Source organism: Mycobacterium sp. NTMscope_Eco_3, assembly GCF_976985685.1.
On sequence record NZ_CDRJYZ010000001.1, the window covers coordinates 1,901,766 to 1,926,879 of the forward strand.

Annotated in this window: 21 protein-coding genes and 2 pseudogenes; 19 read left to right on the forward strand and 4 right to left on the reverse strand. The window is 68.8% G+C overall.

Annotated features, from left to right (window positions below; translation table 11 throughout):
- Positions 1-34: 34 nt before the first annotated feature.
- Entirely contained in the window at positions 35-2,038 is a 2,004-nt protein-coding gene (locus tag AC0KTM_RS08825; protein WP_255641727.1) for a peptidoglycan D,D-transpeptidase FtsI family protein, read from the forward strand.
- Here AC0KTM_RS08825 and AC0KTM_RS08830 read toward each other — a convergent pair.
- Together AC0KTM_RS08830 and AC0KTM_RS08835 are read right to left on the reverse strand one after the other, a co-directional pair.
- Entirely contained in the window at positions 2,035-2,610 is a 576-nt protein-coding gene (locus AC0KTM_RS08830; protein WP_472415451.1) for an FAD-dependent monooxygenase, read from the reverse strand. The two genes, AC0KTM_RS08825 and AC0KTM_RS08830, sit on opposite strands and share 4 nt — an antisense overlap.
- A 122-nt stretch (positions 2,611-2,732) precedes the next feature.
- A pseudogene (locus tag AC0KTM_RS08835) lies at positions 2,733-3,155 on the reverse strand (FAD-dependent oxidoreductase); the annotation flags it as partial.
- A 72-nt stretch (positions 3,156-3,227) separates the two neighbouring features.
- On the opposite strand from AC0KTM_RS08835, the gene AC0KTM_RS08840 reads away from it, so the two are divergent.
- From AC0KTM_RS08840 to AC0KTM_RS08915, 16 genes are all read left to right on the forward strand, one after another.
- On the forward strand, positions 3,228-3,833 hold the full coding sequence (locus tag AC0KTM_RS08840; protein WP_472415452.1) for a TetR/AcrR family transcriptional regulator: 606 nt from the start codon (positions 3,228-3,230) through the stop codon (positions 3,831-3,833).
- Positions 3,834-3,899: 66 nt separating this feature from the next.
- A complete protein-coding gene (locus AC0KTM_RS08845; RefSeq protein WP_238957891.1) occupies positions 3,900-5,468 on the forward strand; it encodes a UDP-N-acetylmuramoyl-L-alanyl-D-glutamate--2,6-diaminopimelate ligase in 1,569 nt (522 codons plus the stop codon).
- Positions 5,465-7,015, forward strand: coding sequence for a UDP-N-acetylmuramoyl-tripeptide--D-alanyl-D-alanine ligase (locus AC0KTM_RS08850; RefSeq protein WP_225329794.1), 1,551 nt, complete (start codon positions 5,465-5,467; stop codon positions 7,013-7,015). Before AC0KTM_RS08845 ends, AC0KTM_RS08850 begins: the two co-directional genes overlap by 4 nt.
- Complete coding sequence (gene mraY, locus AC0KTM_RS08855; protein ID WP_238957893.1) at positions 7,012-8,091, forward strand: phospho-N-acetylmuramoyl-pentapeptide-transferase; 1,080 nt, start codon at positions 7,012-7,014, stop codon at positions 8,089-8,091. The genes AC0KTM_RS08850 and mraY overlap by 4 nt, the downstream gene beginning before the upstream one ends.
- Positions 8,091-9,548 carry a UDP-N-acetylmuramoyl-L-alanine--D-glutamate ligase gene (gene murD, locus AC0KTM_RS08860; protein WP_238957894.1) on the forward strand — a complete coding sequence of 486 codons (1,458 nt, stop codon included), beginning with the start codon at positions 8,091-8,093 and terminating at the stop codon, positions 9,546-9,548. The genes mraY and murD overlap by 1 nt, the downstream gene beginning before the upstream one ends.
- A 7-nt stretch (positions 9,549-9,555) precedes the next feature.
- Positions 9,556-11,295, forward strand: coding sequence for a putative lipid II flippase FtsW (gene ftsW / locus AC0KTM_RS08865; protein ID WP_472415453.1), 1,740 nt, complete (start codon positions 9,556-9,558; stop codon positions 11,293-11,295).
- Entirely contained in the window at positions 11,292-12,518 is a 1,227-nt protein-coding gene (gene murG / locus AC0KTM_RS08870) for an undecaprenyldiphospho-muramoylpentapeptide beta-N-acetylglucosaminyltransferase (RefSeq protein ID WP_472415454.1), read from the forward strand. The genes ftsW and murG overlap by 4 nt, the downstream gene beginning before the upstream one ends.
- Entirely contained in the window at positions 12,515-14,002 is a 1,488-nt protein-coding gene (gene murC / locus AC0KTM_RS08875) for a UDP-N-acetylmuramate--L-alanine ligase (RefSeq protein ID WP_472415455.1), read from the forward strand. The genes murG and murC overlap by 4 nt, the downstream gene beginning before the upstream one ends.
- Positions 13,999-14,964: a cell division protein FtsQ/DivIB gene (locus AC0KTM_RS08880; protein ID WP_238957897.1), complete on the forward strand. Its 966-nt coding sequence runs from the start codon at positions 13,999-14,001 to the stop codon at positions 14,962-14,964. The genes murC and AC0KTM_RS08880 overlap by 4 nt, the downstream gene beginning before the upstream one ends.
- A 268-nt stretch (positions 14,965-15,232) precedes the next feature.
- Positions 15,233-16,390, forward strand: a complete 1,158-nt coding sequence (gene ftsZ / locus AC0KTM_RS08885) for a cell division protein FtsZ (protein ID WP_225330251.1) — start codon at positions 15,233-15,235, stop codon at positions 16,388-16,390.
- 100 nt (positions 16,391-16,490) lie between these two features.
- Positions 16,491-17,198 carry a peptidoglycan editing factor PgeF gene (gene pgeF, locus AC0KTM_RS08890; protein WP_238957898.1) on the forward strand — a complete coding sequence of 236 codons (708 nt, stop codon included), beginning with the start codon at positions 16,491-16,493 and terminating at the stop codon, positions 17,196-17,198.
- Between the two features lie 5 nt (positions 17,199-17,203).
- Positions 17,204-17,980 (forward strand): YggS family pyridoxal phosphate-dependent enzyme, encoded by a 777-nt coding sequence (locus tag AC0KTM_RS08895; RefSeq protein WP_238957899.1) that lies wholly within the window; start codon positions 17,204-17,206, stop codon positions 17,978-17,980.
- Positions 17,981-18,046: 66 nt separating this feature from the next.
- Positions 18,047-18,700, forward strand: coding sequence for a cell division protein SepF (locus AC0KTM_RS08900; protein ID WP_238957900.1), 654 nt, complete (start codon positions 18,047-18,049; stop codon positions 18,698-18,700).
- A 176-nt stretch (positions 18,701-18,876) separates the two neighbouring features.
- Positions 18,877-19,167, forward strand: a complete 291-nt coding sequence (locus tag AC0KTM_RS08905) for a YggT family protein (RefSeq protein ID WP_003878110.1) — start codon at positions 18,877-18,879, stop codon at positions 19,165-19,167.
- A 262-nt stretch (positions 19,168-19,429) separates the two neighbouring features.
- Positions 19,430-20,236: a DivIVA-like cell division protein Wag31 gene (gene wag31, locus AC0KTM_RS08910; protein ID WP_225330241.1), complete on the forward strand. Its 807-nt coding sequence runs from the start codon at positions 19,430-19,432 to the stop codon at positions 20,234-20,236.
- A gap of 92 nt (positions 20,237-20,328) precedes the next feature.
- Positions 20,329-20,667, forward strand: a complete 339-nt coding sequence (locus AC0KTM_RS08915; RefSeq protein WP_472415456.1) for a phage holin family protein — start codon at positions 20,329-20,331, stop codon at positions 20,665-20,667.
- 3 nt (positions 20,668-20,670) lie between these two features.
- Here the strand turns inward: AC0KTM_RS08915 and AC0KTM_RS08920 are convergent.
- Together AC0KTM_RS08920 and AC0KTM_RS08925 are read right to left on the reverse strand one after the other, a co-directional pair.
- A pseudogene (locus AC0KTM_RS08920) lies at positions 20,671-21,354 on the reverse strand (phosphoribosyltransferase); the annotation flags it as partial.
- A gap of 331 nt (positions 21,355-21,685) precedes the next feature.
- On the reverse strand, positions 21,686-22,699 hold the full coding sequence (locus tag AC0KTM_RS08925; protein ID WP_238957902.1) for a hypothetical protein: 1,014 nt from the start codon (positions 22,697-22,699) through the stop codon (positions 21,686-21,688).
- Between the two features lie 883 nt (positions 22,700-23,582).
- On the opposite strand from AC0KTM_RS08925, the gene AC0KTM_RS08930 reads away from it, so the two are divergent.
- Complete coding sequence (locus AC0KTM_RS08930) at positions 23,583-24,665, forward strand: hypothetical protein (protein WP_225330250.1); 1,083 nt, start codon at positions 23,583-23,585, stop codon at positions 24,663-24,665.
- Positions 24,649-25,110 carry a hypothetical protein gene (locus AC0KTM_RS08935; RefSeq protein ID WP_238957903.1) on the forward strand — a complete coding sequence of 154 codons (462 nt, stop codon included), beginning with the start codon at positions 24,649-24,651 and terminating at the stop codon, positions 25,108-25,110. Before AC0KTM_RS08930 ends, AC0KTM_RS08935 begins: the two co-directional genes overlap by 17 nt.
- The last annotated feature ends 4 nt before the right edge of the window (positions 25,111-25,114 follow it).

Sequence of the window (25,114 nt, forward strand, 5' to 3'; positions counted from 1 at the left end):
GGCCGCACGCCCGACGCGCGGTCCCCGTAAGGACTTGGCGGGCAACGGCGTCCGGCAGTCCAAGCGCCGGGCGAAACCGCAGCAAGCGGACCAGGGTCGCGACGTCCGGGAACCGAAGCGATTTCGGAAAGCCAAGCAGCCCAAGGATGGCCGCGGAGCGCAGCGGCCCGAGCCGGTGGGGGCCGGTCACTCGGCGCGGGAGCGGCGCACCCGTCAGATCGCGCAAATGGCCAGCCGCGGCGGCTCGTTCGTTTTCCGTCATCGCGCCGGCAATGTGGTCATCCTGGTGCTGATGCTGGTGGCCGCCGCCCAGTTGTTCGTCCTGCAGGTGACCAGCGCCCCGTCGCTGCGGGCCCAGGCCGCCGGACAGCTCAAGGTCACCGACGTGGAAAAGGCGGTGCGCGGCAGCATCATCGACCGCCGCAAGGATCAACTGGCCTTCACCATCGAATCGCGTGCGCTGACGTTCCAGCCGAAACGCATTCACAAGCAGCTGGACGAGGCCAAGGCCAAGAATTCGGCCGCCCCCGACCCGCAGCAGCGGTTGCGCGATATCGCCAAGGACGTCTCGGGTCGCCTGGGCAACAAGCCCGACTCGGCGACCCTGCTGAAAAAGCTGCAAAGCGACGAGAATTTCGTCTACCTGGCGCGAGCCGTGGATCCCGCTGTCGCCAGCGCGATCTCGGACAAATTTCCCGAGGTCGGTTCCGAACGCCAGGATCTGCGCCAGTACCCGGGCGGATCGCTGGCGGCCAACATCGTGGGCGGCATCGACTGGGACGGCCACGGTCTGCTGGGGCTGGAAGAGGCCATGGACTCCGTGCTGTCCGGAACCGACGGTTCGGTCACCTATGACCGCGGGTCCGACGGTGTGGTCATCCCCGGCAGCTACCGCAACCGGCATCGGGCCGTCAACGGCTCGATGGTCCAGCTGACCCTCGACGACGACATCCAGTTCTATGTGCAGCAGCAGGTGCAGCAGGCCAAGAATGTGTCTGGCGCACACAATGTTTCGGCCGTGGTCCTCGACGCGAAGACCGGCGAAGTCCTGGCCATGGCCAACGACAACACGTTCGACCCCTCCCAGGACATCGGGCGGCAGGGCGACAAACAGCTGGGCAACCCGGCGGTGTCGTCGCCATTCGAGCCCGGCTCGGTGAACAAGGTGATCACCGCGTCCTCGGTCATCGAGTACGGCCTGTCCAATCCGGACGAGGTGCTGCAGGTCCCCGGTTCGATCCAGATGGGCGGGGTCTCCATCCACGACGCCTGGGACCACGGGGTGATGCCCTACACCACCACGGGCGTGTTCGGAAAGTCCTCCAACGTCGGCACCTTGATGCTCGCCCAGCGGGTCGGCCCGGAGCGCTTCTATGACATGGTCCGCAAGTTCGGGCTCGGGCAGCGCACCAACGTGGGCCTGCCCGGCGAAAGCGCCGGGTTGGTGCCGCCAATCGACCAATGGTCGGGCAGCACCTTCTCCAACCTGCCCATCGGCCAAGGTCTTTCGATGACGCTGCTGCAGATGACCGGCATGTACCAGGCGATCGCCAACGACGGGGTGCGCATCCCGCCCCGGATCATCAAGGCCACCATCGCGCCCGACGGCACCCGCACCGAGGAACCGCGTCCGGATGGCGTGCGGGTGGTGTCGGCGCAGACGGCCCAGACCGTGCGCAACATGCTGCGTGCCGTCGTGCAACACGACCCGATGGGATACCAGCAGGGCACCGGTCCCGCCGCCGCGGTGACGGGTTACCAGATGGCCGGCAAGACCGGTACCGCGCAGCAGATCAACCCGGCCTGCGGCTGCTACTTCGACAACGTCTACTGGATCACGTTCGCCGGCATGGCCACCGTCGACAACCCCCGGTATGTCATCGGCATCATGATGGACAACCCGGAGCGCAACGCCGACGGCACACCGGGCCACTCGGCGGCCCCGCTGTTCCACAACATCGCCGGCTGGCTCATGCAGCGCGAGAACGTGCCGCTGTCGCCGGACCCGGGCCCGCCGCTGACCTTGCAGGCCACCTAGACTTCCCGCCCGCGCCCCGATGCGACGGCGAAATCGCGGTTGCGCGCGTCGATTTGATCTTGGGTGGCCGGAATCAGGAGCTCGCCGCCGGGCGCCGCCGTGGCCTGGCAGCGAAGAGCGTGTGGTCGCTGGTCGCGTTCGTATTGCTGCCACGCTTGGCCGAGGTCGCCGGGATGGTCGCGCAGCGCTCGAGCGAGAAACCAGGCGCCGGTCAGGGCCAGGCTGGTGCCGCGGCCCGACAGGCTCGAGGCGCAGTGCGCCGCGTCCCCGACGAGGACGACGCGGCCGCGGTGCCAGGTGGGCAGGTGAATCTGGCTGACGGAATCGAAATACAGTTCCGGATCGGCGACCGCGGCGTCGACCAGTTCGGGTACCGTCCACTCGCTGTGGCCGGCGAATGCGTCGACGAGGATCTGCTTCTGGGCCGCAAGGTCGTGGTAGTCGTAGTCGATCCAGGGCGATCGAAACATGAAGACCGCCAAGGCTTTGTCGTTATAGGCGGCGATGCCGGCCAGGTGCCCGGGGAAGTTGTACATCTTGTTGTCGAGCCCGGACGGCGTGTAGCCGGGCAATTCGGCCAGTGCGACATAAAAGCCGAGGTGGCGCAGAACTGTTGCTCGGGTCCGAATGTCAGCCGTCGCACCGCCGAATGCATTCCGTCGGCACCAACAATCAGGTCATAGCGCTCGCGGTTGCCCGAATTGAACCGCACATCGACGCGGCGATCATCGTCATCGAGTTCGCTGATGGATTCGTTGAACCGCAGCTCTACCGACGGCCCCAGCCGGTTGTACAGGATGGTTGTGAGGTCTTCGCGCGGGATTTCGATGTCGCCGGCGGAGTCGTTGAACTCGTCGAGTGGCGGTTCGGCCACCACGGTGCCGCTTTCGTCGATGAACTGGACGCGTTCGGTCATGTCGACCCGGTGAGCGCGGATCTGTGCGAGCACGCCCATCTTGTCGGCGACGTCGATGGAATCCCCGCGAACGTCGATAGGGGAGCCGTTCACCCGCAAGTGGTTGGCGCGTTCGACCAGGGTGACGTCGTGGCCGTCGGCGCTGAGGTTTATCGCCGCGCTCAAACCGGCGATTCCGGCACCGGAGATGAGAATGCGCATCGATTCCACCCCTGATTCCTATAAGATACGGACTGTATCCAAAGAACATAAGCCCGAACGCTAGGTAACGCAATGTCTCTTAACTCGACCGGCGTGGTTCGGCGGCGCCGGGGCCCCGCATTGGAGGAGGCCTTGCTGGATGCGGCGTGGACGGAGCTGGCCGAACGCGGCTACGACGAGCTCACGATCGACGCCGTCGCGGTACGGGCGGGCACCAGCCGCGCAGTGCTCTACCGGCGCTGGCCGAACAAGCAGGAACTCGCGCTCGCCGCGGTGGCGCATGAGGTGGCCAAAGACGTCGTGGTCGCCCCCGACACCGGCAGCCTGCGCGGTGACGTGATCGCATTGCTGCGGCAAGCGAACAAGGTCAGGGTGGCGTTGGTGGTGCCGTTGTTGACCCGGCTCGGCGGCTTCTACCAGCAGACCGGCAGCAGCCTGGCCGATCTCGAAACGCTGGTGCGCGGGCGGCGCGACGGCGCGTTGGAGCAGGCGATCCAACGCGCCATCGATCGCGGTGAAATCCAACCCGACCAGATGACCGAGCGCATCGCGCGCCTGCCCGTGGACCTGTTCCGCTACGAGGTCCTCATGACGCTGCGGCCTCTGCCCGACGAAGCCATCGAAGAGATCGTCGACACCGTCTGGCTTCCCCTGCTCGACCGGCGCAAAAGACCGTAACCCCGCCGCCCGGGCGCGGGAGCGTCTCGTCGGCCCGTGCTCCTAGGTAGGGTGTCATGGCCGATCATGGCTGACGGAGGTGGTGACGGGGTGTCGGTGCCCGGTGCGCTGCGGCCCAGCGCCGCAGCGGGCGTGCGATTGCCGGCGTTGGCGGCTGACATCGGAGCCGCGTCGGCCGGCGATCGGGCCGTCCCGAACCTACTGGTCACCGGCGTGACGCTGCGTGCTCAGGATGTGGTGTCCGGCGATCTGTTCGCCGCGCTGCCCGGTTCGACCACCCACGGTGCCCGCTACGCCGCCCAAGCGATCGACAGCGGCGCCGTCGCGGTGCTCACCGACGCCGCCGGGGTCGCCGAGATGGGCGCTTTAGGGCAATCTGTGCCGACGCTGGTTCACCCCGACCCCCGCGGCGTGCTCGGCGGGTTGGCCGCCACGGTGTACGGCAACCCGTCCGAGCGGGTGACGGTCGTGGGAATCACCGGCACGTCGGGCAAGACCACCACGACCTATCTGGTCGAGTCCGCCCTGCGCGCCGCCGGCCGCAGGGCCGGGTTGATCGGCACCATCGGCATCCGCATCGACGGCGCCGACATTCCCAGCGCGCTGACCACGCCGGAGGCCCCCGCGCTGCAGGCGATGCTGGCGGCGATGGCCGAACAGGGGGTGGACACCGTCGTCATGGAGGTCTCCAGCCACGCGCTCGCACTGGGCCGCGTGGACGGGACCGGATTCGCGGTCGGCGCGTTCACCAACCTGTCGCGCGACCACCTCGACTTCCACCAGACCATGGCCGACTACTTCGAGGCCAAGGCGTTGCTCTTCGACCCGAACTCCCCGCTGCGGGCCCGGCGCGCCGTGGTGTGCGTCGACGACGAGGCCGGGCGCGCGATGGCGGCCCGGGCAGGCGACGCGATCACCGTCAGCGCCGAGGGCCAACCCGCGCACTGGCGTGCCGTCGACGTGGCCCCGATGGGCGCCGGGGGACAACGGTTCACCGTCCTCGATGCGGCCGGGGCGCCGCATGAACTCGGCGTTCGGCTGCCCGGCCACTACAACGTCGCCAATTGCCTTGTCGCACTGGCTATTCTGGACGCGGTGGGGGTATCCCCGGAGGAGGCGTCGGCGGGGCTGCTGCAGGCCCGCGTGCCGGGACGCATGGAGGAGATCGACGCCGGCCAGGACTTCCTGGCGCTGGTCGACTACGCCCACAAACCCGGCGCGTTGCGCGCGGTGCTGACCACCCTGGCGCGTCCGGACCGCCGGGTGGCGGTGGTGTTCGGCGCCGGCGGCGAGCGCGATCCGGGCAAACGTGCACCGATGGGCGCCACCGCGGCCGAGCTGGCCGACCTGGTCGTCGTCACCGACGACAATCCGCGCGGCGAGGATCCGGCCGCGATCCGCCGTGAGATCCTGGCCGGTGCGGCCGAAAGTGGTTGTGCGGCAGACATTGTCGAGATCGCCGACCGGCGCGACGCGATCAGGCACGCGGTCGCCTGGGCGCGCCCGGGCGACGTGGTGCTGATCGCCGGCAAGGGCCATGAAACCGGCCAGCGCACCGGCGGGCACACCCGGCCCTTCGACGACCGGGTCGAGCTGGCGCAGGCGCTGCGGGACCTCGACGGGGCGCAACGATGATCGAATTGACGGTCGCCCAGATCGCCGACATCGTCGGCGGCACCCTGTCCGACGTCTCGCCGCAGGACGCCGCGCAACGCCACGTCACCGGGACGGTGGAATTCGATTCGCGCGCCGTCGTACCCGGCGGGCTGTTTCTGGCGCTCCCGGGCGCCCGGTCGGACGGCCACGACCACGCGGGCGCGGCCGTCGCGGCCGGTGCGGTGGCGGTGCTGGCCGCTCGGCCGGTCGGGGTTCCCGCCATCGTCGTCGCCCCCGAGGGGGCGTCCGGATCGCGGGCCGGGGTGCTCGAGCACGACCCGGACGGCTCCGGCGCGGCGGTGCTGGCGGCGCTGGCCAAGCTGGCCCGGGCGGTGGCCGCCGAACTGGTGGCGGGCGGGCTGACCATCGTCGGGATCACCGGATCGTCGGGAAAGACCTCGACCAAGGACCTGGTGGCCGCCGTGCTGGCGCCGCTGGGTGAGGTGGTGGCCCCGCCGGGGTCGTTCAACAACGAGCTGGGACATCCGTGGACGGTGCTGCGGGCGACGCCCGACACCGACTTCTTGGTCCTCGAGATGTCGGCGCGCCACCCCGGCAATATCGCCGCGCTGGCCGACATCGCCCCGCCGTCGATCGGGGTGGTCCTCAACGTCGGCACCGCACACCTGGGCGAGTTCGGGTCGCGTGAGGCCATCGCACAGACGAAATCCGAACTGCCCCAATCTGTTCCGACATCCGGGGTGGTGATCCTCAACGCCGACGACCCCGCGGTGGCGGCCATGGCCGAGGTGACCGCGGCCCGGGTGGTGCGGGTCAGCCGCGCCGAGAACACCAGCGCGGGCCCCAGCCGGCTGTGGGCCGGGCCGGTCTCGCTCGACGAGTTGGCCAGGCCGTGCTTCACGCTGCATCACCGCGACGACTCCGGGACCCGGCAGGCGCAGGTGCGGCTCGGCGTCTACGGCGATCACCAGGTCACCAACGCGCTGTGCGCCGCCGCGGTCGCGCTGGAATGCGGCGCCGACGTCGACCAGGTGGCGGCCGCGCTCGCCGGGGCCGGCCCGGTGTCGCGGCACCGGATGCACGTCACCACCCGCGGCGACGGCGTCACCGTGATCGACGACGCCTACAACGCCAACCCTGATTCGATGCGCGCCGGGTTGCAGGCACTGGCCTGGATCGCCCACGGCGGCGGCGAAGGTGCGCAGTCAAAGCGCAGGAGCTGGGCGGTGCTCGGCGAGATGGCCGAACTCGGTGAGGACGCGATAGCCGAGCACGATCGCATCGGCCGGCTGGCCGTGCGCTTAGATGTGTCTCGACTCGTTGTCGTGGGAAGTGGGAGGTCGATGAGCGCCATGCACCACGGAGCGGTCATGGAGGGTTCGTGGGGCTCAGCCGATAAGGGGGCCGTCAACGTGGCCGACAGCGACGCCGCCCTGGCGCTGCTGCGGGCCGAGCTGCAACCCGGCGACGTCGTCCTGGTCAAGGCCTCCAACGCGGCCGGTCTGGGCGCGCTCGCCGACGCCCTGACTTCACAAGGCTCAGAAGACGGCGGAGCCCGCCCATGAGACAAATCCTCATCGCCGTCGCCATCGCGCTGGCCGTCTCGATCCTGTTGACACCGGCGCTGATCCGGCTGTTCACCAGGCAGGGGTTCGGCCACCACACCCGCGACGACGGCCCGCCGACCCACCACGCCAAGCGAGGCACGCCGTCGATGGGCGGCGTCGCGATCCTGGCCGGCATCTGGGCCGGTTATCTGGGAACGCACCTGGCCGGGCTGGCGTTTGACGGCGAGGGCATCTCCGCGTCGGGTCTGCTGGTGCTGAGCCTGGCCACCGTGCTCGGCGGCGTCGGGTTTCTCGACGACGTGATCAAGATCCGCAGGTCGCGCAATCTCGGGCTGAACAAGACTGCCAAGACGATCGGGCAGGTCGCGGCCGCGGTGATCTTCGGCGTGCTGGTGCTGCAGTTCCGCAACGCCAACGGCCTGACGCCGGCCAGCGCGGACCTGTCCTACGTGCGCGAGATCGCCACCGTCGCCCTGGCTCCGGCGCTGTTCGTGTTGTTCTGCGTGGTCGTCGTCAGCGCCTGGTCCAACGCGGTCAATTTCACCGACGGCCTGGACGGGCTCGCCGCGGGCACCATGGCGATGGTCACCGCGGCCTACGTGCTGATCACGTTCTGGCAGTACCGCAACGCGTGCGTCACCGCGCCCGGGCTGGGCTGCTACAACGTGCGCGATCCGCTGGACCTGGCGATCGTCGCCGCCGCCACCGCGGGCGCCTGCATCGGCTTTCTGTGGTGGAACGCCGCGCCCGCCAAGATCTTCATGGGCGACACCGGATCGCTGGCGTTGGGCGGCATCATCGCGGGCATCTCGGTCACCAGCCGCACCGAGATCCTCGCCGTCGTGCTGGGTTCGCTGTTCGTCGCCGAAGTCCTCTCAGTTGTGTTGCAAATCTTGACGTTTCGCACCACCGGGCGCCGGGTGTTCCGGATGGCGCCCTTTCACCACCACTTCGAATTGGCCGGCTGGGCCGAGACCACGGTCATCATCCGTTTTTGGTTGCTCACCGCGATCGCCTGCGGGCTGGGTGTGGCCCTTTTCTACGGTGAGTGGCTGGCCGCGATCGGTGCCTGATGAGCGGTCTTGACCCCTTGGCGCCGGGCGCCTCGGTGCTGGTGGCCGGCGGCGGGGTGACGGGCAAGGCGGTGCTGGCGGCCCTGACCCGATTCGGCGCGGTGCCGACCCTGTGCGACGACGACGCGGCCACCCTGCGCGGGTACGCCGACGCGGGGGTGGCGACCGCTACGACGTCGGCGGCAGCCGAGCGGATTTCCCGCTACGCCCTGGTGGTGACCAGCCCCGGTTTCTCGCCGGCCACGCCGCTGCTGGTCGCCGCGTCGGCCGCGGGCGTGCCCGTCTGGGGCGATGTGGAGCTGGCCTGGCGGCTGGACGCCGCGGGTCACTACGGGCCGCCGCGCCGCTGGCTGGTGGTCACCGGGACCAACGGCAAGACGACGACGACGTCGATGCTGCACGCCATGCTGACCGCCGCGCGGCGCGCAAACCTGTTGTGCGGCAACATCGGCAGCCCGGTGCTCGACGTCCTGGACCAGCCCGCCGAGCTGCTGGCCGTCGAGTTGTCCAGCTTCCAGTTGCACTGGGCGCCCTCGCTGCGTCCCGAGGGCGGCGCGGTGCTCAACATCGCCGAAGACCACCTGGACTGGCACGGCACGATGGCCGACTACGCGGCGGCCAAGGCCCGGGTGCTCGACGGGCGGGTGGCGGTAGTCGGGCTGGACGACGCCCGGGCCGCGGCGCTGCTGCGGACCGCGCGGGCGCCGGTGCGCGTCGGGTTTCGGTCGGGCGAGCCGGGCCCGGGGGAACTCGGCGTGCGCGACGGCCACCTGATCGACCGCGCCTTCGCCGACGACCTGACCCTGCTGCCCGTCGACTCGATACCGGTGCCCGGCCCCGTCGGCGTGCTCGACGCCCTGGCCGCGGCCGCGCTGGCCCGCAGTGTCGGGGTGCCGGCCGAGGCGATCGCGTCCGCGCTCGCGACCTTCCGGGTGGGCCGGCACCGGGCGGAGGTCGTGGCCGTCGCCGACGGCATCACCTTCGTCGACGACTCCAAGGCCACCAATCCCCACGCCGCCGAGGCGTCGGTGCTGGCCTACCCCCGAGTCGTCTGGATCGCCGGCGGCTTGCTGAAGGGCGCATCGGTGGACGCCGAGGTCGCCAGGATCGCGTCGCGGCTGGTCGGGGCCGTGCTCATCGGCCGGGATCGGCGCGAGGTTGCAGAGGCGTTATCGCGACACGCGCCGGATGTCCCCGTCCTCCACGTTGTGACAGGCGAGGATGCTGGTATGGATGCGACTGCAGTGGTTTCTGGTGCAGATGTGACTGAAGTGAAACAGGTGGGCGGGGATCTCGGCACTGCAGTCATGACCGCGGCGGTCGCCGCGGCACGTGACCTGGCACAGCCGGGTGACACGGTCCTGCTGGCACCGGCGGGCGCATCGTTCGACCAGTTCGCGGGTTACGCCGACCGGGGCGACGCGTTCGCGGCCGCCGTGCGCGCGGCGATCCGGTAGGGCGGGCGTGGGTAACGCACTGACCCGGTTCCTGGGCCGGGGTAAAGCGACCAGCGGGACCGAGACGGGGCCCGCGGGGGACGGCGACTCGGCGGCGGAAGTCACCGACGCGGCCGAGGTCACCGAGGCGCCCCCGGACGACGCTGACAAGGCCGACAAGGCCGACAAGGCCGGCAAGCCGCCCAAAGCCCCGAAGGCGCCCAAGGCGAAAAAGGACAAGGCGGCCGGCGCCGACGGCGGTTCGCACAACCGGTTCGGCGCCTGGCTCGGCCGTCCCATGACCTCGTTTCACCTGATCATCGCCATCGCCGGCTTGCTGACGACGCTCGGCCTGATCATGGTGCTCTCGGCATCGGGCGTGCGGTCCTACGACGCCGACGGGTCGGCCTGGATCATCTTCGGCAAGCAGGTCCTGTGGACGGTGATCGGGCTCGTCGCCTGCTACACCTCGTTGCGGATGTCGGTGCGGTTCATCCGTCGCGTCGCCTTCACCGGCTACGTCGTCACGGTCATCCTGCTGGTCTTGGTGCTGGTTCCCGGCATCGGCAACCTGGCCAACGGATCCCGCAAGTGGTTCGTGGTCGCCGGCTTTTCCATGCAGCCCTCCGAGCTGGCCAAAATCGCCTTCGCCATCTGGGGAGCGCACATGCTCGCGGCCCGCCGCCTGGAGCGGGCCAGCCTGCGCGAACTGCTGATCCCGCTGGTGCCGGCGGCGGTGATCGCGCTGGCGCTGATCGTCGCCCAGCCCGACCTCGGGCAGACGGTGTCGCTGGGCATCATCCTGCTCGCCCTGCTCTGGTACGCCGGCCTGCCGCTGCGCGTCTTCGCCACCTCACTGCTCGCGGTCTTCATGGCCGGGGCGGTCCTGGCGATGTCGGCCGGCTACCGCTCCGACCGGGTGCGGTCCTGGATCAACCCCGAGAACGACCCGCAGGACACCGGCTATCAGGCCCGGCAGGCGAAATTCGCGCTGGCCCACGGCGGTATCTTCGGCGACGGCCTGGGCCAGGGCACCGCCAAATGGAACTACCTGCCCAACGCCCACAACGACTTCATCTTCGCGATCATCGGCGAGGAGCTCGGTTTCATCGGCGCGTTCGGGCTGCTGGTCCTGTTCGGGCTGTTCGCCTACACCGGGATGCGGATCGCCCGCCGCTCGGCCGACCCGTTCCTGCGGCTGCTGACCGCCACCACGACGATGTGGGTGCTGGGTCAGGCGTTCATCAACATCGGTTACGTGATCGGGATCCTCCCGGTGACGGGCATTCAGCTGCCGCTCATCTCCGCGGGTGGAACCTCCACCGCGGCAACGCTTTTCATGATCGGGATCATGGCCAACGCGGCCCGTCACGAACCCGAGGCGGTGGCCGCGCTGCGGGCCGGCCGCGACGACAAGGTGAACCGGCTGCTGCGGCTCCCGCCGCCCGAGCCCTATTCGCCGACGCGGCTGGAGGCGTTCCGCGACCGCAAGCGGTCTCGCCCGCAATCGGCCCCGCAAGCGGGCGGCGCGCCGCGCAAGGGCGCCGGGTCACCCGGGCGCAAGACGCCCCGCAACGCCGAGGCGCCGCTGCGGTCGGCGTCCCCGCGAACGGCCGGCCGCCCGGCCCGCCAGTCTGCGGGCAGCGCCCGCTCCCGGGCGAGGCATCATGGATCTGGCCAGCGCTATGCGAACCTGGGAGCCAATCAGGCCGCCGGCCGGCGCCAGCAACGGCGCACACGCGCATTGGAAGGTCAGCGTTACGGGTGAACGACACGGTCAACGAGCCGACCGGCGGGCGGGGGGCAGACCCTCTGCCCGCCGGTGCCGCGTTGTCGGCTTTTAAGCCGCTGTCGGTCGTGCTGGCCGGCGGCGGAACGGCCGGCCACGTTGAGCCGGCGATGGCCGTCGCCGACGCGCTGAGCGCGCTCGATCCGCAGGTCCGGATCACCGCGCTGGGCACGGCGCGGGGGCTGGAGACCAGGCTGGTGCCCGCGCGCGGCTATGACCTCGAGCTGATCACGCCGGTGCCGCTGCCGCGCAAGCCCAGCGGCGACCTGGCCCGCCTGCCCTCGCGGGTGTGGCGGGCCGTCCGGGAAACCCGCGCCGTGCTGCGGTCGGTCGACGCCGACGTGGTGATCGGCTTCGGCGGATACGTGGCGCTGCCGGCCTATCTCGCCGCGCGGGACCTGCCCTTTGCGGCCGCGCGCCGCCGTCGGGTCCCGGTGGTGATCCACGAAGCCAACGCCAGCGCCGGGCTGGCCAACCGGGTCGGCGCCCGCAGCGCCGAGCGGGTGCTCTCCGCGGTGCCCGACTGCGGCCTGCCGGGCGCCGAAGTGGTCGGGGTGCCGGTGCGCGAGGCCATCACCTCGCTGGACCGCGCGGCGCTGCGCGCCGAGGCGCGCCGGCACTTCGGTTTCGCCGACGACGCGCGGGTGCTGCTGGTGTTCGGCGGCTCGCAGGGGGCGGCCTCGCTGAACCGGGCCGTCTCCGGCGCGGCCGCCGGACTGGCCGCCGCGGGCGTGGCCGTGCTGCACGCGCACGGCCCCAAGAACACGCTCGACCTGCGCGAACCACTGCCGGGCGATCCGCCGTACGTGGCGGTGCCCTACCTCGACCGGATGGACCTGGCCTACGCCGCCGCCGACCTGGTGATCTGCCGGTCCGGGGCGATGACGGTCGCCGAGGTCTCGGCGGTGGGCCTGCCGGCGATCTACGTGCCGCTGCCGATCGGCAACGGCGAGCAACGGCTCAACGCGCTGCCGGTGGTCAACGCCGGCGGCGGCATGGTGGTCGCCGACGCCGACCTGACGCCCGAGCTGGTCGCCCGGGAGGTGGCGGGCCTGGTGGGCGACCCGCCGCGGCTGGCGGCGATGACGGCGGCGGCCGCGCGGGTGGGACATCCCGACGCGGCGCGCCAGGTGGCCCAGGCGGCGCTGGACATCGCCAGGAAGGCACGGCTCGGCCGCTTGGCGGCCGGAGGGAAGCCATGACCACCGAGCAGCTGCCGCCCGAGCTGCAGCGGGTGCACATGGTCGGCATCGGGGGAGCCGGCATGTCCGGCATCGCCCGCATCCTGCTCGACCGCGGCGGGCTGGTCTCCGGCTCGGATGCCAAGGAGTCGCGCGGCATCCACGCGCTGCGGGCCCGGGGCGCGCAGATCAACATCGGGCACGACGCGTCGTCGCTGGATCTGTTGCCCGGCGGCGCCACCGCGGTCATCACCACCCACGCCGCCATCCCGAAAACCAACCCCGAGCTCGTCGAGGCCCGCCGGCGCGGCATTCCGGTGATCCTGCGGCCGGCCGTGCTGGCCAAGCTGATGGACGGCCGCACCACGCTGATGGTCACCGGCACCCACGGCAAGACGACCACGACGTCGATGCTGATCGTGGCGCTGCAGCACTGCGGGCGCGACCCGTCGTTCGCGGTCGGCGGCGAGATGGGGGAGGCCGGGACCAACGCGCACCACGGCAGCGGCGACTGTTTCGTCGCCGAGGCCGACGAAAGCGACGGGTCGCTGCTGGAGTACACGCCCAATGTCGCGGTGGTCACCAACATCGAGACCGATCACCTGGACTTCTACGGCAGTGCCAGCGCCTACGTCGACGTGTTCGACGCCTTCGTGGACCGGCTCGCCCCCGGCGGGGCGCTGGTGGTCTGCGTCGACGATCCCGGGGCGGCGGAGCTGGCACGGCGCACGGCCGAACTGGGCATTCGGGTCCTGCGCTACGGATCCGGCTCGGGGACTTCGCAATCCGGTGAACCCCGGGCCGCCGAGTTGTTGTCGTGGCAGCAGCAGGGCACCGAGGCGGTCGCGCAGATCCAGCTGGCCCCCGAGCTGGACCCCGAGCAGCACCCGCGGGTGATGCGGCTGTCGGTGCCCGGACGCCACATGGCGCTCAACGCGATGGGCGCGCTGCTGGCGGCGCTCGAGATCGGCGCCCCGGTCGACGCGGTGCTGGACGGGCTGGCCGGCTTCGAGGGGGTGCGCCGCCGGTTCGAGCTGGTCGGCACCGCGGGCAATGGGCAGCCGGTGCGGGTGTTCGACGACTATGCCCATCACCCCACGGAAATCGTCGCCACGCTGGCGGCGGTCCGAACCCTGCTCGAGCAGAGCGGCGACGGCCGCAGCATCGCGGTGTTCCAGCCCCATTTGTATTCGCGGACAAAGGCTTTCGCGCAGGAGTTCGGTCACGCGCTGGACGCCGCCGACGAGGTCTTCGTTCTCGACGTCTACGGCGCGCGCGAACAACCGCTGGCCGGCGTCAGCGGCGCCAGCGTCGCCGAGCACGTCAGCGTCCCGGTGCGCTACCTTCCGAACTTCTCCGCCGCCGCCGAGCAGGTGGCCGCGGTCGCCGGGCCCGGCGATGTCATCGTCACCATGGGGGCGGGCGACGTGACCCTGTTGGGGCCCGAGATCGTCACGGCGTTGCGGGGGCGGGCCAACCGCGGCGCGCCGGGGGCGCGGCGATGACCCAGCCGACCCCCGAACCGCCCGGGGCCATGCAGGCCGACAACCCGGTCCCGGACGACGCGGTCACCGCGCCGCTCTTCACCGGCACGGGCACCGACCCGGCGGAACCCGATCCACAGGCCGATCAAACCCCCGATCCGGCGGAGGTCGAGGGGCCGCGCCGGCGGGCCCGCCGGGAACGCGCCGAGCGCCGCGCCGCCCAGGCCCGCGCCATGGCCATCGAAGAGGCGCGCCGTGAAGCCAAGCGCAGGGCCACCGGACGGCCGGTCCACGAACCCAAACCCGTTGCGCGGGGCGTTGTTCGGGGGCTCAAGATGCTGTTGGTCACCATCCTGCTGGTGATTGTCGGCATCGGGTTGGCGTTGGTGCTCTATTTCACGCCGGCGATGTCGGCCCGCAACATCGTCGTCGTCGGGACCGGCGTGGTGACCCGGGACGAGGTCCTGGATGCGGCGCAGGTGCGGCTCGGAACGCCGCTGCTGCAGATCAACACCAACCAGGTCGCCGATCGGGTGGCGGCGATCCGGCGAGTGGCCAGCGCGCGCGTGCAGCGCCAGTACCCGTCCGCGCTGCGGATCACGATCGTCGAGCGAGTCCCGGTGGCGGTCAAAGACTTTCCCGACGGGCCACACCTGTTCGACCGCGACGGCGTGGATTTCGCGACCGGGCCGCCGCCACCGGCGCTGCCCTACCTCGATGTCGCCGATCCGGGGCCGAACGACCCCGCCACCAAGGCCGCCCTGCAGGTGCTCACCGCGCTGCGTCCCGAGGTTCAGGACCAGGTCGGCCGGATCGCGGCGCCCTCGGTGGCCTCGATCACCCTGACGCTCGGCGACGGCCGGGTGGTGATCTGGGGGACCACCGACCGCACCGACGAGAAGGCCGAGAAGCTGTCCGCGCTGTTGACCCAGCCCGGCAAGACCTACGACGTGTCCAGCCCGGACCTGCCGACGGTCAAGTAGCGACCTTCGTCACGTCGCGCGCGCCGCGGCGCCGTCGAGCAGCGCTCACGCCCGCTCAGCGGCGGAAAAATGGGCAAAATTTGCGGGACGCGCGTCGGCGCGCCTGCGGGGTTAGCGCGCGCCATGCCCATACCGTTCTGGTTGCGCGGAACTACTTGACATAACTCTAACTCTATGGTTGAGGTTGAGGGTTTGCCAGGGAGGACCGCGAACGTCCGGAGGAGCCCACCACCGGGAGAGCCGAGCCCATCAGGGAGGAAGACGAATGATGACCCCCCCGCACAACTACCTGGCCGTGATCAAGGTCGTGGGTATCGGTGGCGGCGGCGTCAACGCCGTCAACCGAATGATCGAACAGGGCCTCAAAGGCGTCGAGTTCATCGCGATCAACACCGACGCGCAGGCGCTGTTGATGAGTGACGCCGACGTCAAACTCGACGTCGGGCGCGACTCCACCCGCGGGCTGGGCGCCGGCGCCGACCCGGAGGTCGGGCGCAGGGCCGCCGAGGACGCCAAGGACGAGATCGAAGAGCTGCTGCGCGGGGCGGACATGGTGTTCGTCACCGCCGGTGAGGGCGGCGGGACCGGCACCGGCGGGGCCCCCGTCGTCGCCAGCATCGCCCGCAAGCTGGGCGCGCTGACCGTCGGAGTGGTCACCCGGCCGTTCTCGTTCGAGGGCAAGCGGCGCGGCAACCAGGCCGAAAGCGGCATCGCGTCGCTGCGGGAGAGCTGCGACACCCTGATCGTGATCCCCAACGACCGGCTGCTGCAGATGGGTGACGCCGCGGTGTCGCTCATGGACGCCTTCCGCAGCGCCGACGAGGTGCTGCTCAACGGTGTCCAGGGCATCACGGACCTGATCACCACCCCGGGCCTGATCAACGTCGACTTCGCCGACGTCAAGGGCATCATGTCCGGCGCCGGCACCGCGCTGATGGGCATCGGCTCGGCGCGCGGCGAGGGCCGCTCGCTCAAAGCCGCCGAGATCGCCATCAACTCCCCGCTGCTGGAGGCGTCGATGGAAGGCGCGCAGGGCGTGCTGATGTCGATCGCCGGTGGCAGCGACCTGGGGCTGTTCGAGATCAACGAGGCGGCCTCGCTGGTGCAGGACGCCGCGCACCAGGACGCCAACATCATCTTCGGTACCGTCATCGACGACTCGCTGGGCGACGAGGTGCGCGTCACCGTCATCGCGGCGGGATTCGACGCCACCGGCCCCGGCCGCAAACCCGTCATCGGTGGCAACGCCGACAAGGAAGAGAAGGTCGGCGCGCACCGCATCGAGTCGGCGAAGGCCGGCAAGCTCACCTCGACGTTGTTCGAACCGGTCGACGCGGTCAGCGTGCCGGTGCACACGAACGGTTCGACCTTGAATATCGGCGGCGATGACGACGACGTCGATGTGCCGCCGTTCATGCGCCGCTGAGGTCTCGATTTGCTTGCCACTGCGCGACAAACCGGCGTCGAAGCATAGGGGCCCTACGTCGATGCAGCCTGGCGGGCAAGGGCTTCCGGATACTGGTCACGTGAGCGTTCGCATCCGGCGGGTGACCACCACCCGCGCCGGTGGTGTCTCGAAGCCCCCCTTCGACACCTTCAATCTGGGTGACCACGTTGGTGACGACCCGGCGGCGGTCGCCGAAAACCGGGCGCGGCTGGCGGGCGCCGTCGGCCTGCGCCCCGGGCGCGTGGTGTGGATGAACCAGGTCCACGGTGATCGGGTCGAGGTGGTCGAGGCGCCACCGGAGGCCACGCTCGAAGACACCGATGCGCTGGTGACCCGAACCGCGCGACTGGCGCTGGCGGTGGTGACCGCCGACTGCGTTCCGGTATTGATGGCCGACGCGCGCGCCGGTGTGGCCGCGGCGGTGCACGCGGGGCGCGTCGGCGCCCAGCGCGGCGTGGTGGCGCGCACCGTGGCGGCGATGCTCGAACTGGGAGCGCAGCCCGAGGACATCTCGGCCCTGCTCGGTCCGGCCGTCAGCGGCCAGAACTACGAGGTGCCGGCGGCGATGGCCGACGAGGTCGAAGCGGCGCTGCCCGGCAGCCGCACCACCACCGCGGCCGGCACGCCCGGACTCGATCTGCGGGCCGGAATCGCTTGCCAGCTCAAGGGTTTGGGCGTCACCGCAATCGACATCGATCCGCGGTGCACGGTGGCCGACCCGACATTGTTCAGCCACCGCCGGGATGCACCGACGGGCCGGCTGGCCTCGCTGGTCTGGATGGAGTGACCGCGATGGCGGTGGACATGTCCAATGGGGGAGACCGCGAATCGGAATTGACCCACGCATTGGCGGCGGTGCGCTCACGCCTTGCCGCGGCGGCCGAAGCGGCGGGCCGCAATGTCGGGGAGATCGAAGTTTTACCGGTGACCAAGTTTTTTCCAGCAACCGACGTCGTGACTTTGTCCCGATTGGGTTGCCGGGCCGTCGGCGAATCGCGGGACCAGGAAGCGACGGCAAAAGTGGCCGAGGTCACTCGGCTGCTGGCGGCTTCTGAACGGTCGAACGTGGGAAATCCGCGCTGGCACATGGTGGGTCATATCCAGCGGAACAAGGCGCGGTCGGTGGCCCGTTGGGCCCACACCGCCCACTCGGTCGACAGTGCGCACCTGGTGACCGCGCTCGACCGGGGCGTCGCGGCGGCGCTGGCCGAAGGCCGCCGCACCGAACCGATGCGGATCTATGTTCAGGTCAGCCTCGACGGCGACGAGTCCCGCGGCGGCGTCGACATTTCTCGGCCGGGGGCCGTCGATCAGATGTGCGCGCGGGTCGAGGAGGCGACCAATCTGGATCTGGCCGGCCTGATGGCCATCCCGCCGCTGAACTCCGATCCCGACGAGGCCTTTGACCGGCTCCAATCCGAACATCGGCGGGTGCTCGAGACGCACCGGAACGCGGTCGGCCTGTCCGCCGGCATGTCCGACGACTTCGAAATCGCCGTCAAACACGGATCGACATGTGTGCGTGTCGGTACCGCCCTATTGGGCCGTCGGAGGTTACCGTCACCGTAAGTAGTCACTGCAGTAACAGCTTTATCACTAACACCAGGAATCCCAGGGGCTAGAAGGGTCAACGCAATGAGCACACTGCACAAAGTCAAGGCCTATTTCGGTATGGCCCCAATGGACGACTACGAAGACGAGTATTACGACGACCGCGCGCCGTCCCGCGGTTTCCCGCGCCCGCGATTTGACGAGACTTTCCAGGGATACGGCCGCTACGACGGCGACGACTACGACGACCCGCGCCGCGAGCCCGCCGACTACGTGGCGCCCGCGGGCTACCGCGGTGGCTACGGCGAGGAGCCGCGCTACGGCGCCGTGCACCCGCGCGAGTTCGACCGGGCCGAGAGGGGCGGACCCCGCTTCGGCTCGTGGTTGCGCAACTCCACCCGCGGCGCGCTGGCGATGGACCCGCGCCGGATGGCGATGATGTTCGAAGAGGGCCACCCGCTGTCGAAGATCACCACGTTGCGTCCGAAGGACTACAGCGAGGCCCGCACCATCGGCGAGCGTTTCCGCGACGGCACCCCGGTGATCATGGACCTGGTGTCGATGGACAACGCCGACGCGAAGCGGCTGGTCGACTTCGCGGCCGGCCTGGCCTTCGCGCTGCGCGGATCCTTCGACAAGGTGGCGACCAAGGTGTTCCTGCTGTCGCCCGCCGACGTGGACGTGTCCCCGGAGGAGCGCCGCCGGATCGCCGAAACCGGTTTCTACGCTTACCAATAGACGCACCCGCCGCGCTCGGCGATGGCCCGTCTCGGGCGGCCGATCGCGCACTCGAATGGTTGAACGACTCCCGAGGCCACGTGAGGTGGGGCCGGTAACCCGGAGTCGGTAGGCTGGCAGGCGCCGCGCACGTCCGCGGCGCTTGGCATCTCATCGATAAGGTCGGGGCACTTCAGTTGGTGTTGTTCTTTCAGATCCTTGGGTTTGCGCTGTTCATTTTCTGGCTGCTGCTCATCGCTCGGGTCGTCGTTGAGTTCATTCGCTCGTTCAGCCGGGACTGGCATCCCACCGGGATCACCGTGGTGGTGCTGGAGATCATCATGTCGATCACCGATCCGCCCGTGAAGCTGCTGCGCCGGTTGATCCCCCAGCTCACCATCGGAGCGGTCCGCTTCGACCTGTCGATCATGGTGCTGTTGCTGGTCGCGTTCATCGGGATGCAGCTGGCGTTCGGCGCCGCGGCGTGACCCGATTCCGGCCCGCGGCCTGAGCCCCCGTTCCGTCCCGGAGACGGTCCGGACACGTTTTAGCGTCGGTTTGGTTCCCGCGATTTAAAATTTCTAAGGTTTCGGATTTTATTGGCCTCACTGTTTGAAATTGGCTCTTATTTATTGGGCTAATCAGCAACCGTCGCGCCTGGTGTGACAGGATGGACGGCAGTTGCACTACGGCTACCACTGCGTTCTACACTTTCCAGAACGTTCGACAGGAACTTGAGGGGACGAAACAATGCCGCTTACACCAGCCGACGTCCACAATGTGGCGTTCAGTAAGCCACCGATCGGCAAGCGGGGCTACAACGAAGACGAGGTGGATGCCTTCCTCGATCTGGTGGAAGCCGAGCTGACGCGACTCATCGAAGAGAACAGCGATCTGCGCCAACGGATCGAAGAGCTCGACCAGGAGCTGGCCTCCGGCGGCGGGGCCGCCGCCCCGGCCGCGGCCGCCGCGCCCACGCAGGCCATCCCTGTCCGCGAGCCCGAGCCGGAGCCCGTCAAGGCCGCCGCCGCGCCCGCCGCACCGGCCGCGGCGGTCAACAACGAGGAACAGGCCATGAAGGCCGCTCGGGTGCTGAGCCTGGCCCAAGACACCGCCGACCGGCTCACCAGCACCGCGCAGGCCGAGTCGGAGAAGATGCTGTCCGACGCCCGCGCCAACGCCGACCAGATTCTCAGCGAGGCCCGCAGCACCGCCGAGACCACGGTGGCCGAGGCACGGCAGCGCGCCGACGCGATGTTGGCGGACGCGCAGTCCCGCTCGGAGACCCAGTTGCGCCAGGCCCAGGAGAAGGCCGACGCCCTGCAGGCCGACGCCGAACGCAAGCATTCCGAGATCATGGGCACCATCAACCAGCAGCGCACGGTGCTGGAAGGTCGCCTCGAGCAGCTCCGCACCTTCGAGCGTGAATACCGCACCCGGCTCAAGACCTACCTGGAGTCTCAGCTCGAGGAGCTCGGCCAGCGAGGGTCGGCGGCGCCCGTGGACTCCAGCGCGGATGCCGGCGGGTTCGAGCAATTCAACCGGGGCAACAACTAGTCTTTCAGCCGTGCCGGACGCTCGCCGAGCTTCGGGGTTGGCACACTAGGTCTTGAACACCGCAGTCCCGCTCGTCGCCTGGAGGATGCCCGATGCTCGTCATTGCGCTGGTATTGGCCCTGATCGGGCTCGTCGCGTTGGTGTTCGCCGTCGTCACGAGCAACGAGCTGGTCGCCTGGGTTTGCATCGCCGCCAGCGTGGTGGGTGTGGTCCTGTTGATCCTCGACGCCCTGCGGGAGCGCCAGCAGCGCCCGCCCGGCGGTGACGAAGACCAGGATGCGGGCGAGGCCCATCCCGACGAGGACGACTACGTCGACTACCCCGAGGAAGTGCCCGCGCAGGGCGAACCGGAGGCCGCCGCCGAGGCGACCGAGCCGACCGAGGAGTCCAGCGTCGCGGCCGACGGCCGCAGCGACGAGGCCGCCAAGTAACGCTCAGGCGGTCGGCGTGGCGAGCAGCTCGCGCACCTCGCCGTCACTGACCTGATGAAAGTCGTCGTAGACCTGCCCGACCGCCTCGAATCCGGGCGGCATCGTCACGCACACCACGTCGTCGGCCTCCCGCGCGAGGTCGCGGCAGGTCGACTCGGGCCCCACCGGGACCGCGACGGTGATTGATTTCGGGCCCGCGGCGCGCACCGCCCGCACGGCGGCCAGCATGCTGGCGCCGGTGGCGATCCCGTCGTCGGCCAGGATGACGACCCGGTCGCGCAGGTCGGCGATCGGCCGGCCGCCCCGGTAGGCGTGTTCGCGCCGGAGCAGTTCGGACGTCTCGCTGTCGATCACCTCGCGCACCTGCGCGTCGGTGATGCGCAAGCTGGCCACGACCTCGTCGTTCATCACCAGGCCGCCACCGCTGGCCAGGGCGCCCATCGCCAGCTCCGACCAGTTCGGCACCCCCAGCTTGCGCACCAGGAACACATCCAGCGGGGCACCCAGGGCGGCGGCGATCTCCCAGGCCACCGGCACGCCGCCGCGCGCCAGCCCGAACACCAGCACGTCGTCGCGGCCGCGGTAGGCCGTCAGCTCTTCGGCCACCGCGCGGCCGGCCTCGCGGCGGTCACAAAAACTGCGTGTCGCCGTTCGCCGGAGAAAGCCGTTCGGTCGGTTCATTGGTCGTCTACCAGCCTACGTGGGAAAGCCCCCGTGTGAGGTGCATGCTCGGTGGATGGCCTGCGGTAGCGCAATACGGTTGCGCGGGAAGGTGTTTGGAGCCTGCGGATTAACTTGGGGTTAAGATCGCCGCGGTTGCATACGCTGGCCGCAGCAAGGGTGGGGGCTTGTGCCCGCCTATGACGCGACTTGCGGGCTTGCGATTAGGGCGGTGAACGCCGGCGGGAGCTATTGGTGTGGTTACCTCGTTGCACCGCGCATCAGCCGAATATTGCGAATGCATGCGCTCGAAGGCGGGCCATCGTGACTGCCCAGACCGATCGGGTTAGCAGGCTGATTATGGCTGGTCACCTATCAATCTCAGGCTCAAGCCGAGCACCAACCCCTGGAAGAAGTACAGAGCAAGCAATAGCAAGACCAACATCATGATTCCGGCGAAGAATGCCAGCACGACCTGTCCGGACATCACGCCTGTGGCAACCAACGGCTGTTTCTGGGCAAATAGCCGAAATTTCGTACGGTCATGGTCGACCATGCGGCCTCGGTTGTATGACTTCACAACCCCTGTCGCGAAGAGGACCAGCCCAATCCCTCCGCCGATAGTGGGCCAGGATAGGTGCCGCAGGGTGTCGTTCCGGAGCGCCGCCGAATACAGGAAAAGGAGGGTACCGGCACCGGTTCCCCCGCCGGAGTAGGCGAACATTTTCTTCCAGAAGATGAGCTGTGGTGTTGCTCTTGCTTTGAGAATCTTTCGGTGTCCCCCGGTAAGCGCATGGAACCATTTGCGCCGCACCACCGCCCGGTAAGTCTGGTACACGGTGAAAAGCTCCTCGACGCTCTGGGCGTCGTCGATGTCGTTTTTCGTCTGTGCGACAAGGAATTCCGCCTGCCGCTGTCCACTAAACGCCTTCCCCTTCAGGCTGTCAGGTGGCGGTTGCGTGATGGGTAGGTTCGCGCAGTAGAGCGCGACTGCAACTAGCCGCCTTTCGGTGTCTTCGGTTATGCGCCACGCTGGGCCGTGTTGGAGCGCGTCGAAGACTTCCCACCGTCGTTCGTTGGTCAGTCGCACCGGTCTGCCTATCAGAATCCGCACCCCGTCGCCAATGCCTCTGATCGGCCCGTCATCAGAGGAAATTCGGGAGAAGAACTTGCGGAAGCGTGGAATCGCTTTGACGTAATCCTCGACCGTCCCGCCGGTGATCTCGGCGAACCTCTCACGAAAAGCGTCGACAGCCAACGTTTGGTACTGAAATATCCCCGCTGAGAAACCCACCGAGACGATGGAGTATGTCAACCCGATGAAAATGGATCCACCCATGAGAAATAAGCCCCACGCTGCAAGTACGTTCACGATGTCAGCCTTTCCGGTTCGAACCGACGAGAGGGCGTGGCGGCGAGCTACGCCTTGGACGCAGTGTTACGCGCACCTCCGACACCCGGGACCGCGCGGCGACTGAGGCTTCAGTGCTAAGGACAAGTGTTGGGCCCGTCCAGGATGGCGATGAGCTGAGAAGACGGGGGACTCCGTCCCCGTGCCGCTACGCCGGTGATCACCAATGAAATTGGTCGCCGCACCGTCAATCCGACCGCAAGAACGATGTGTCCGAGGGGGACTTGTCCACCTGCGACACGGTGGGGTCTTCGAGTTGGTCGTTGACCAGTCAGCTTTCTGGCGGCCGGCGATTGGCTGCGGCTGCGCCGGCAAGGTCGGGCGTCTCGCCCGCGCCGGCCCGCGTCTGTCCCAGGGAAGACGAACCCGCTGAAATTTGGGGTGGGCGGTCTCGCGTACCGGAACTCGATCGCCAGTTCGCGATTCAACGCCTGTCGTGCGAACACCTTCACGATGTACACCAGCGCCCAGAACTCGCTCCCGTTGTGCAGCACGACCGCGTCGCCTGGTGCCGCGTCGATGATCCGGCTACTTGTATCGAACCGAGACATGTCCGTCAGCAATTCGTTCGCGCACTGTTGATGACCGCGACGTTGGCTATGTCGGACGGATCCGTGAGCACGTAGACCGTGCCCAATCCGTATTGCCGACAGCCAGCGTCACCTCGTTGGTTCCGCTCCCGATCTGGTAGTGGCCGCTGTTTTGGGAGTAGGCGAACTCAATATCTCCGCGAAATGCGGGACTGTGCCATCTGCCAGGCGCTCATCTTGCTGCTGTTGGACCCAGGCTCGGTGACCGTTGCCTCTGTGCTTTCCCTGTTTCGCAAAGTACCATGTTTCTCGTGATGCGAAATGCGATGATTGGAGAAACGGCTGTACGTAACGCAGCGGTCGAGACGCTGCGCTCGCGACTGCCGCCGTCCTGGAGGATCGGCATCGAACCGGACCGCGCCGTCGACTTCCGGATGACATTGACCACCGAGGACGGCGCCGCCGTCAGCTTCCTGGCCGAAGTAAAGCTGTCGACGAATCGCCGCTCGGTGCAGGACATCACAAGGCAGTTGCGCACCATGGCCGCCGCCTTCGGCGACGCTCCTCTGCTGTACGTCAGCGAGTACGTCAGCCCGCCGCTCCGGCGCGAACTGGACGAGGCCAACATCAGCTACCTGGATACGACCGGCTGGGTTAGTCTGACGGCCTCCAATCCGCCGGTGCTGATCCGCCTAGAGGGTGCGCCCAAACCGCCGCGGCCCCGAGAGTCGACGGCCACCGTCCGACTCACCGGCCCCGCTACGGCGCGCACCATCCGCACCCTCCTCGACCGACAACCACCGTTGGGGATCCGCGAACTTGCGGATCTATCGTCGAGCAGCGCTGCAGCGGTCTCCAAACTGATGCCAACGCTGGTCGATGCCGGCGCCATCGAGCGATCCGAGGACGGCACCATCACCCGCGTACGGAAACGCACCCTCCTCGATCGCTGGGTGACCGACTATAGCTTCACCAACGGCAATGGTGTCGTCCTGGACTACATCGCGCCACGCGGTGTCGCACGCACCCTCGACCGAATTCGGGGGCGCGACGACATAACCGCCACCGGGTCGGCTGCCGCCCGCGAGTATCTTCCCGCGGACATCACCTCGGTTGTTCCTCTGACCGTGCTCACGCTCTACGCCGATGACATCACCAGTGCCGCCAGCAGTTTCGGGCTGGTCCGCAGTGACCGTGCCACCAGCAACGTCATGATCACGACCCCGCGAGATCGCACATTGCTAACCAGTGTGGACATCACCGCGACGGGATTGCGCGTCGTACCCATCTCCCAGGTGCTCGCGGACCTGCTGACCCTTCCCAAAGGCCGCCTCGCCCAAGAGGCTGAGCAGCTCATCGACATATTGGCAAGGAGCGACGATGCCTGGAGAGAATGAATTCGTTCACGCACCGGAGTATGTCGCGGCGCGAGCTGTACTGCTCGACGCTCTTGACGCGCTCGATGGGCACCTGCCGACGATCATCGTCGTCGGCGCTCAAGCCGTGTATCTACATACTGGTGCTGGCGACTTTGTTGAACCGCCGATGACCACCGACGGCGACCTGGCCCTCAATGCGGAGTCGCTGAAGACTAGCCCTGAGATCACTGCCGCAATGGCAGCTGTGGGCTTCAACCAGGGTGCAAACCCTGGTCGATGGGTGGGCCGCGGCGAAGTGGCAGTCGACATCATGGTTGCGCCGTTTCAGTCCGGCCGCACTGCCAAAGGTGCACGCTCAGCGCGGCTGGTCGGGCACGAGAAGTGGGCTGCCAGACCCACAGCCGGTTTGGAACCCGCCCTCGTCGACCACGGCCCGCGTACCCTGCATGCGCTAGTGTCCTGAGTCG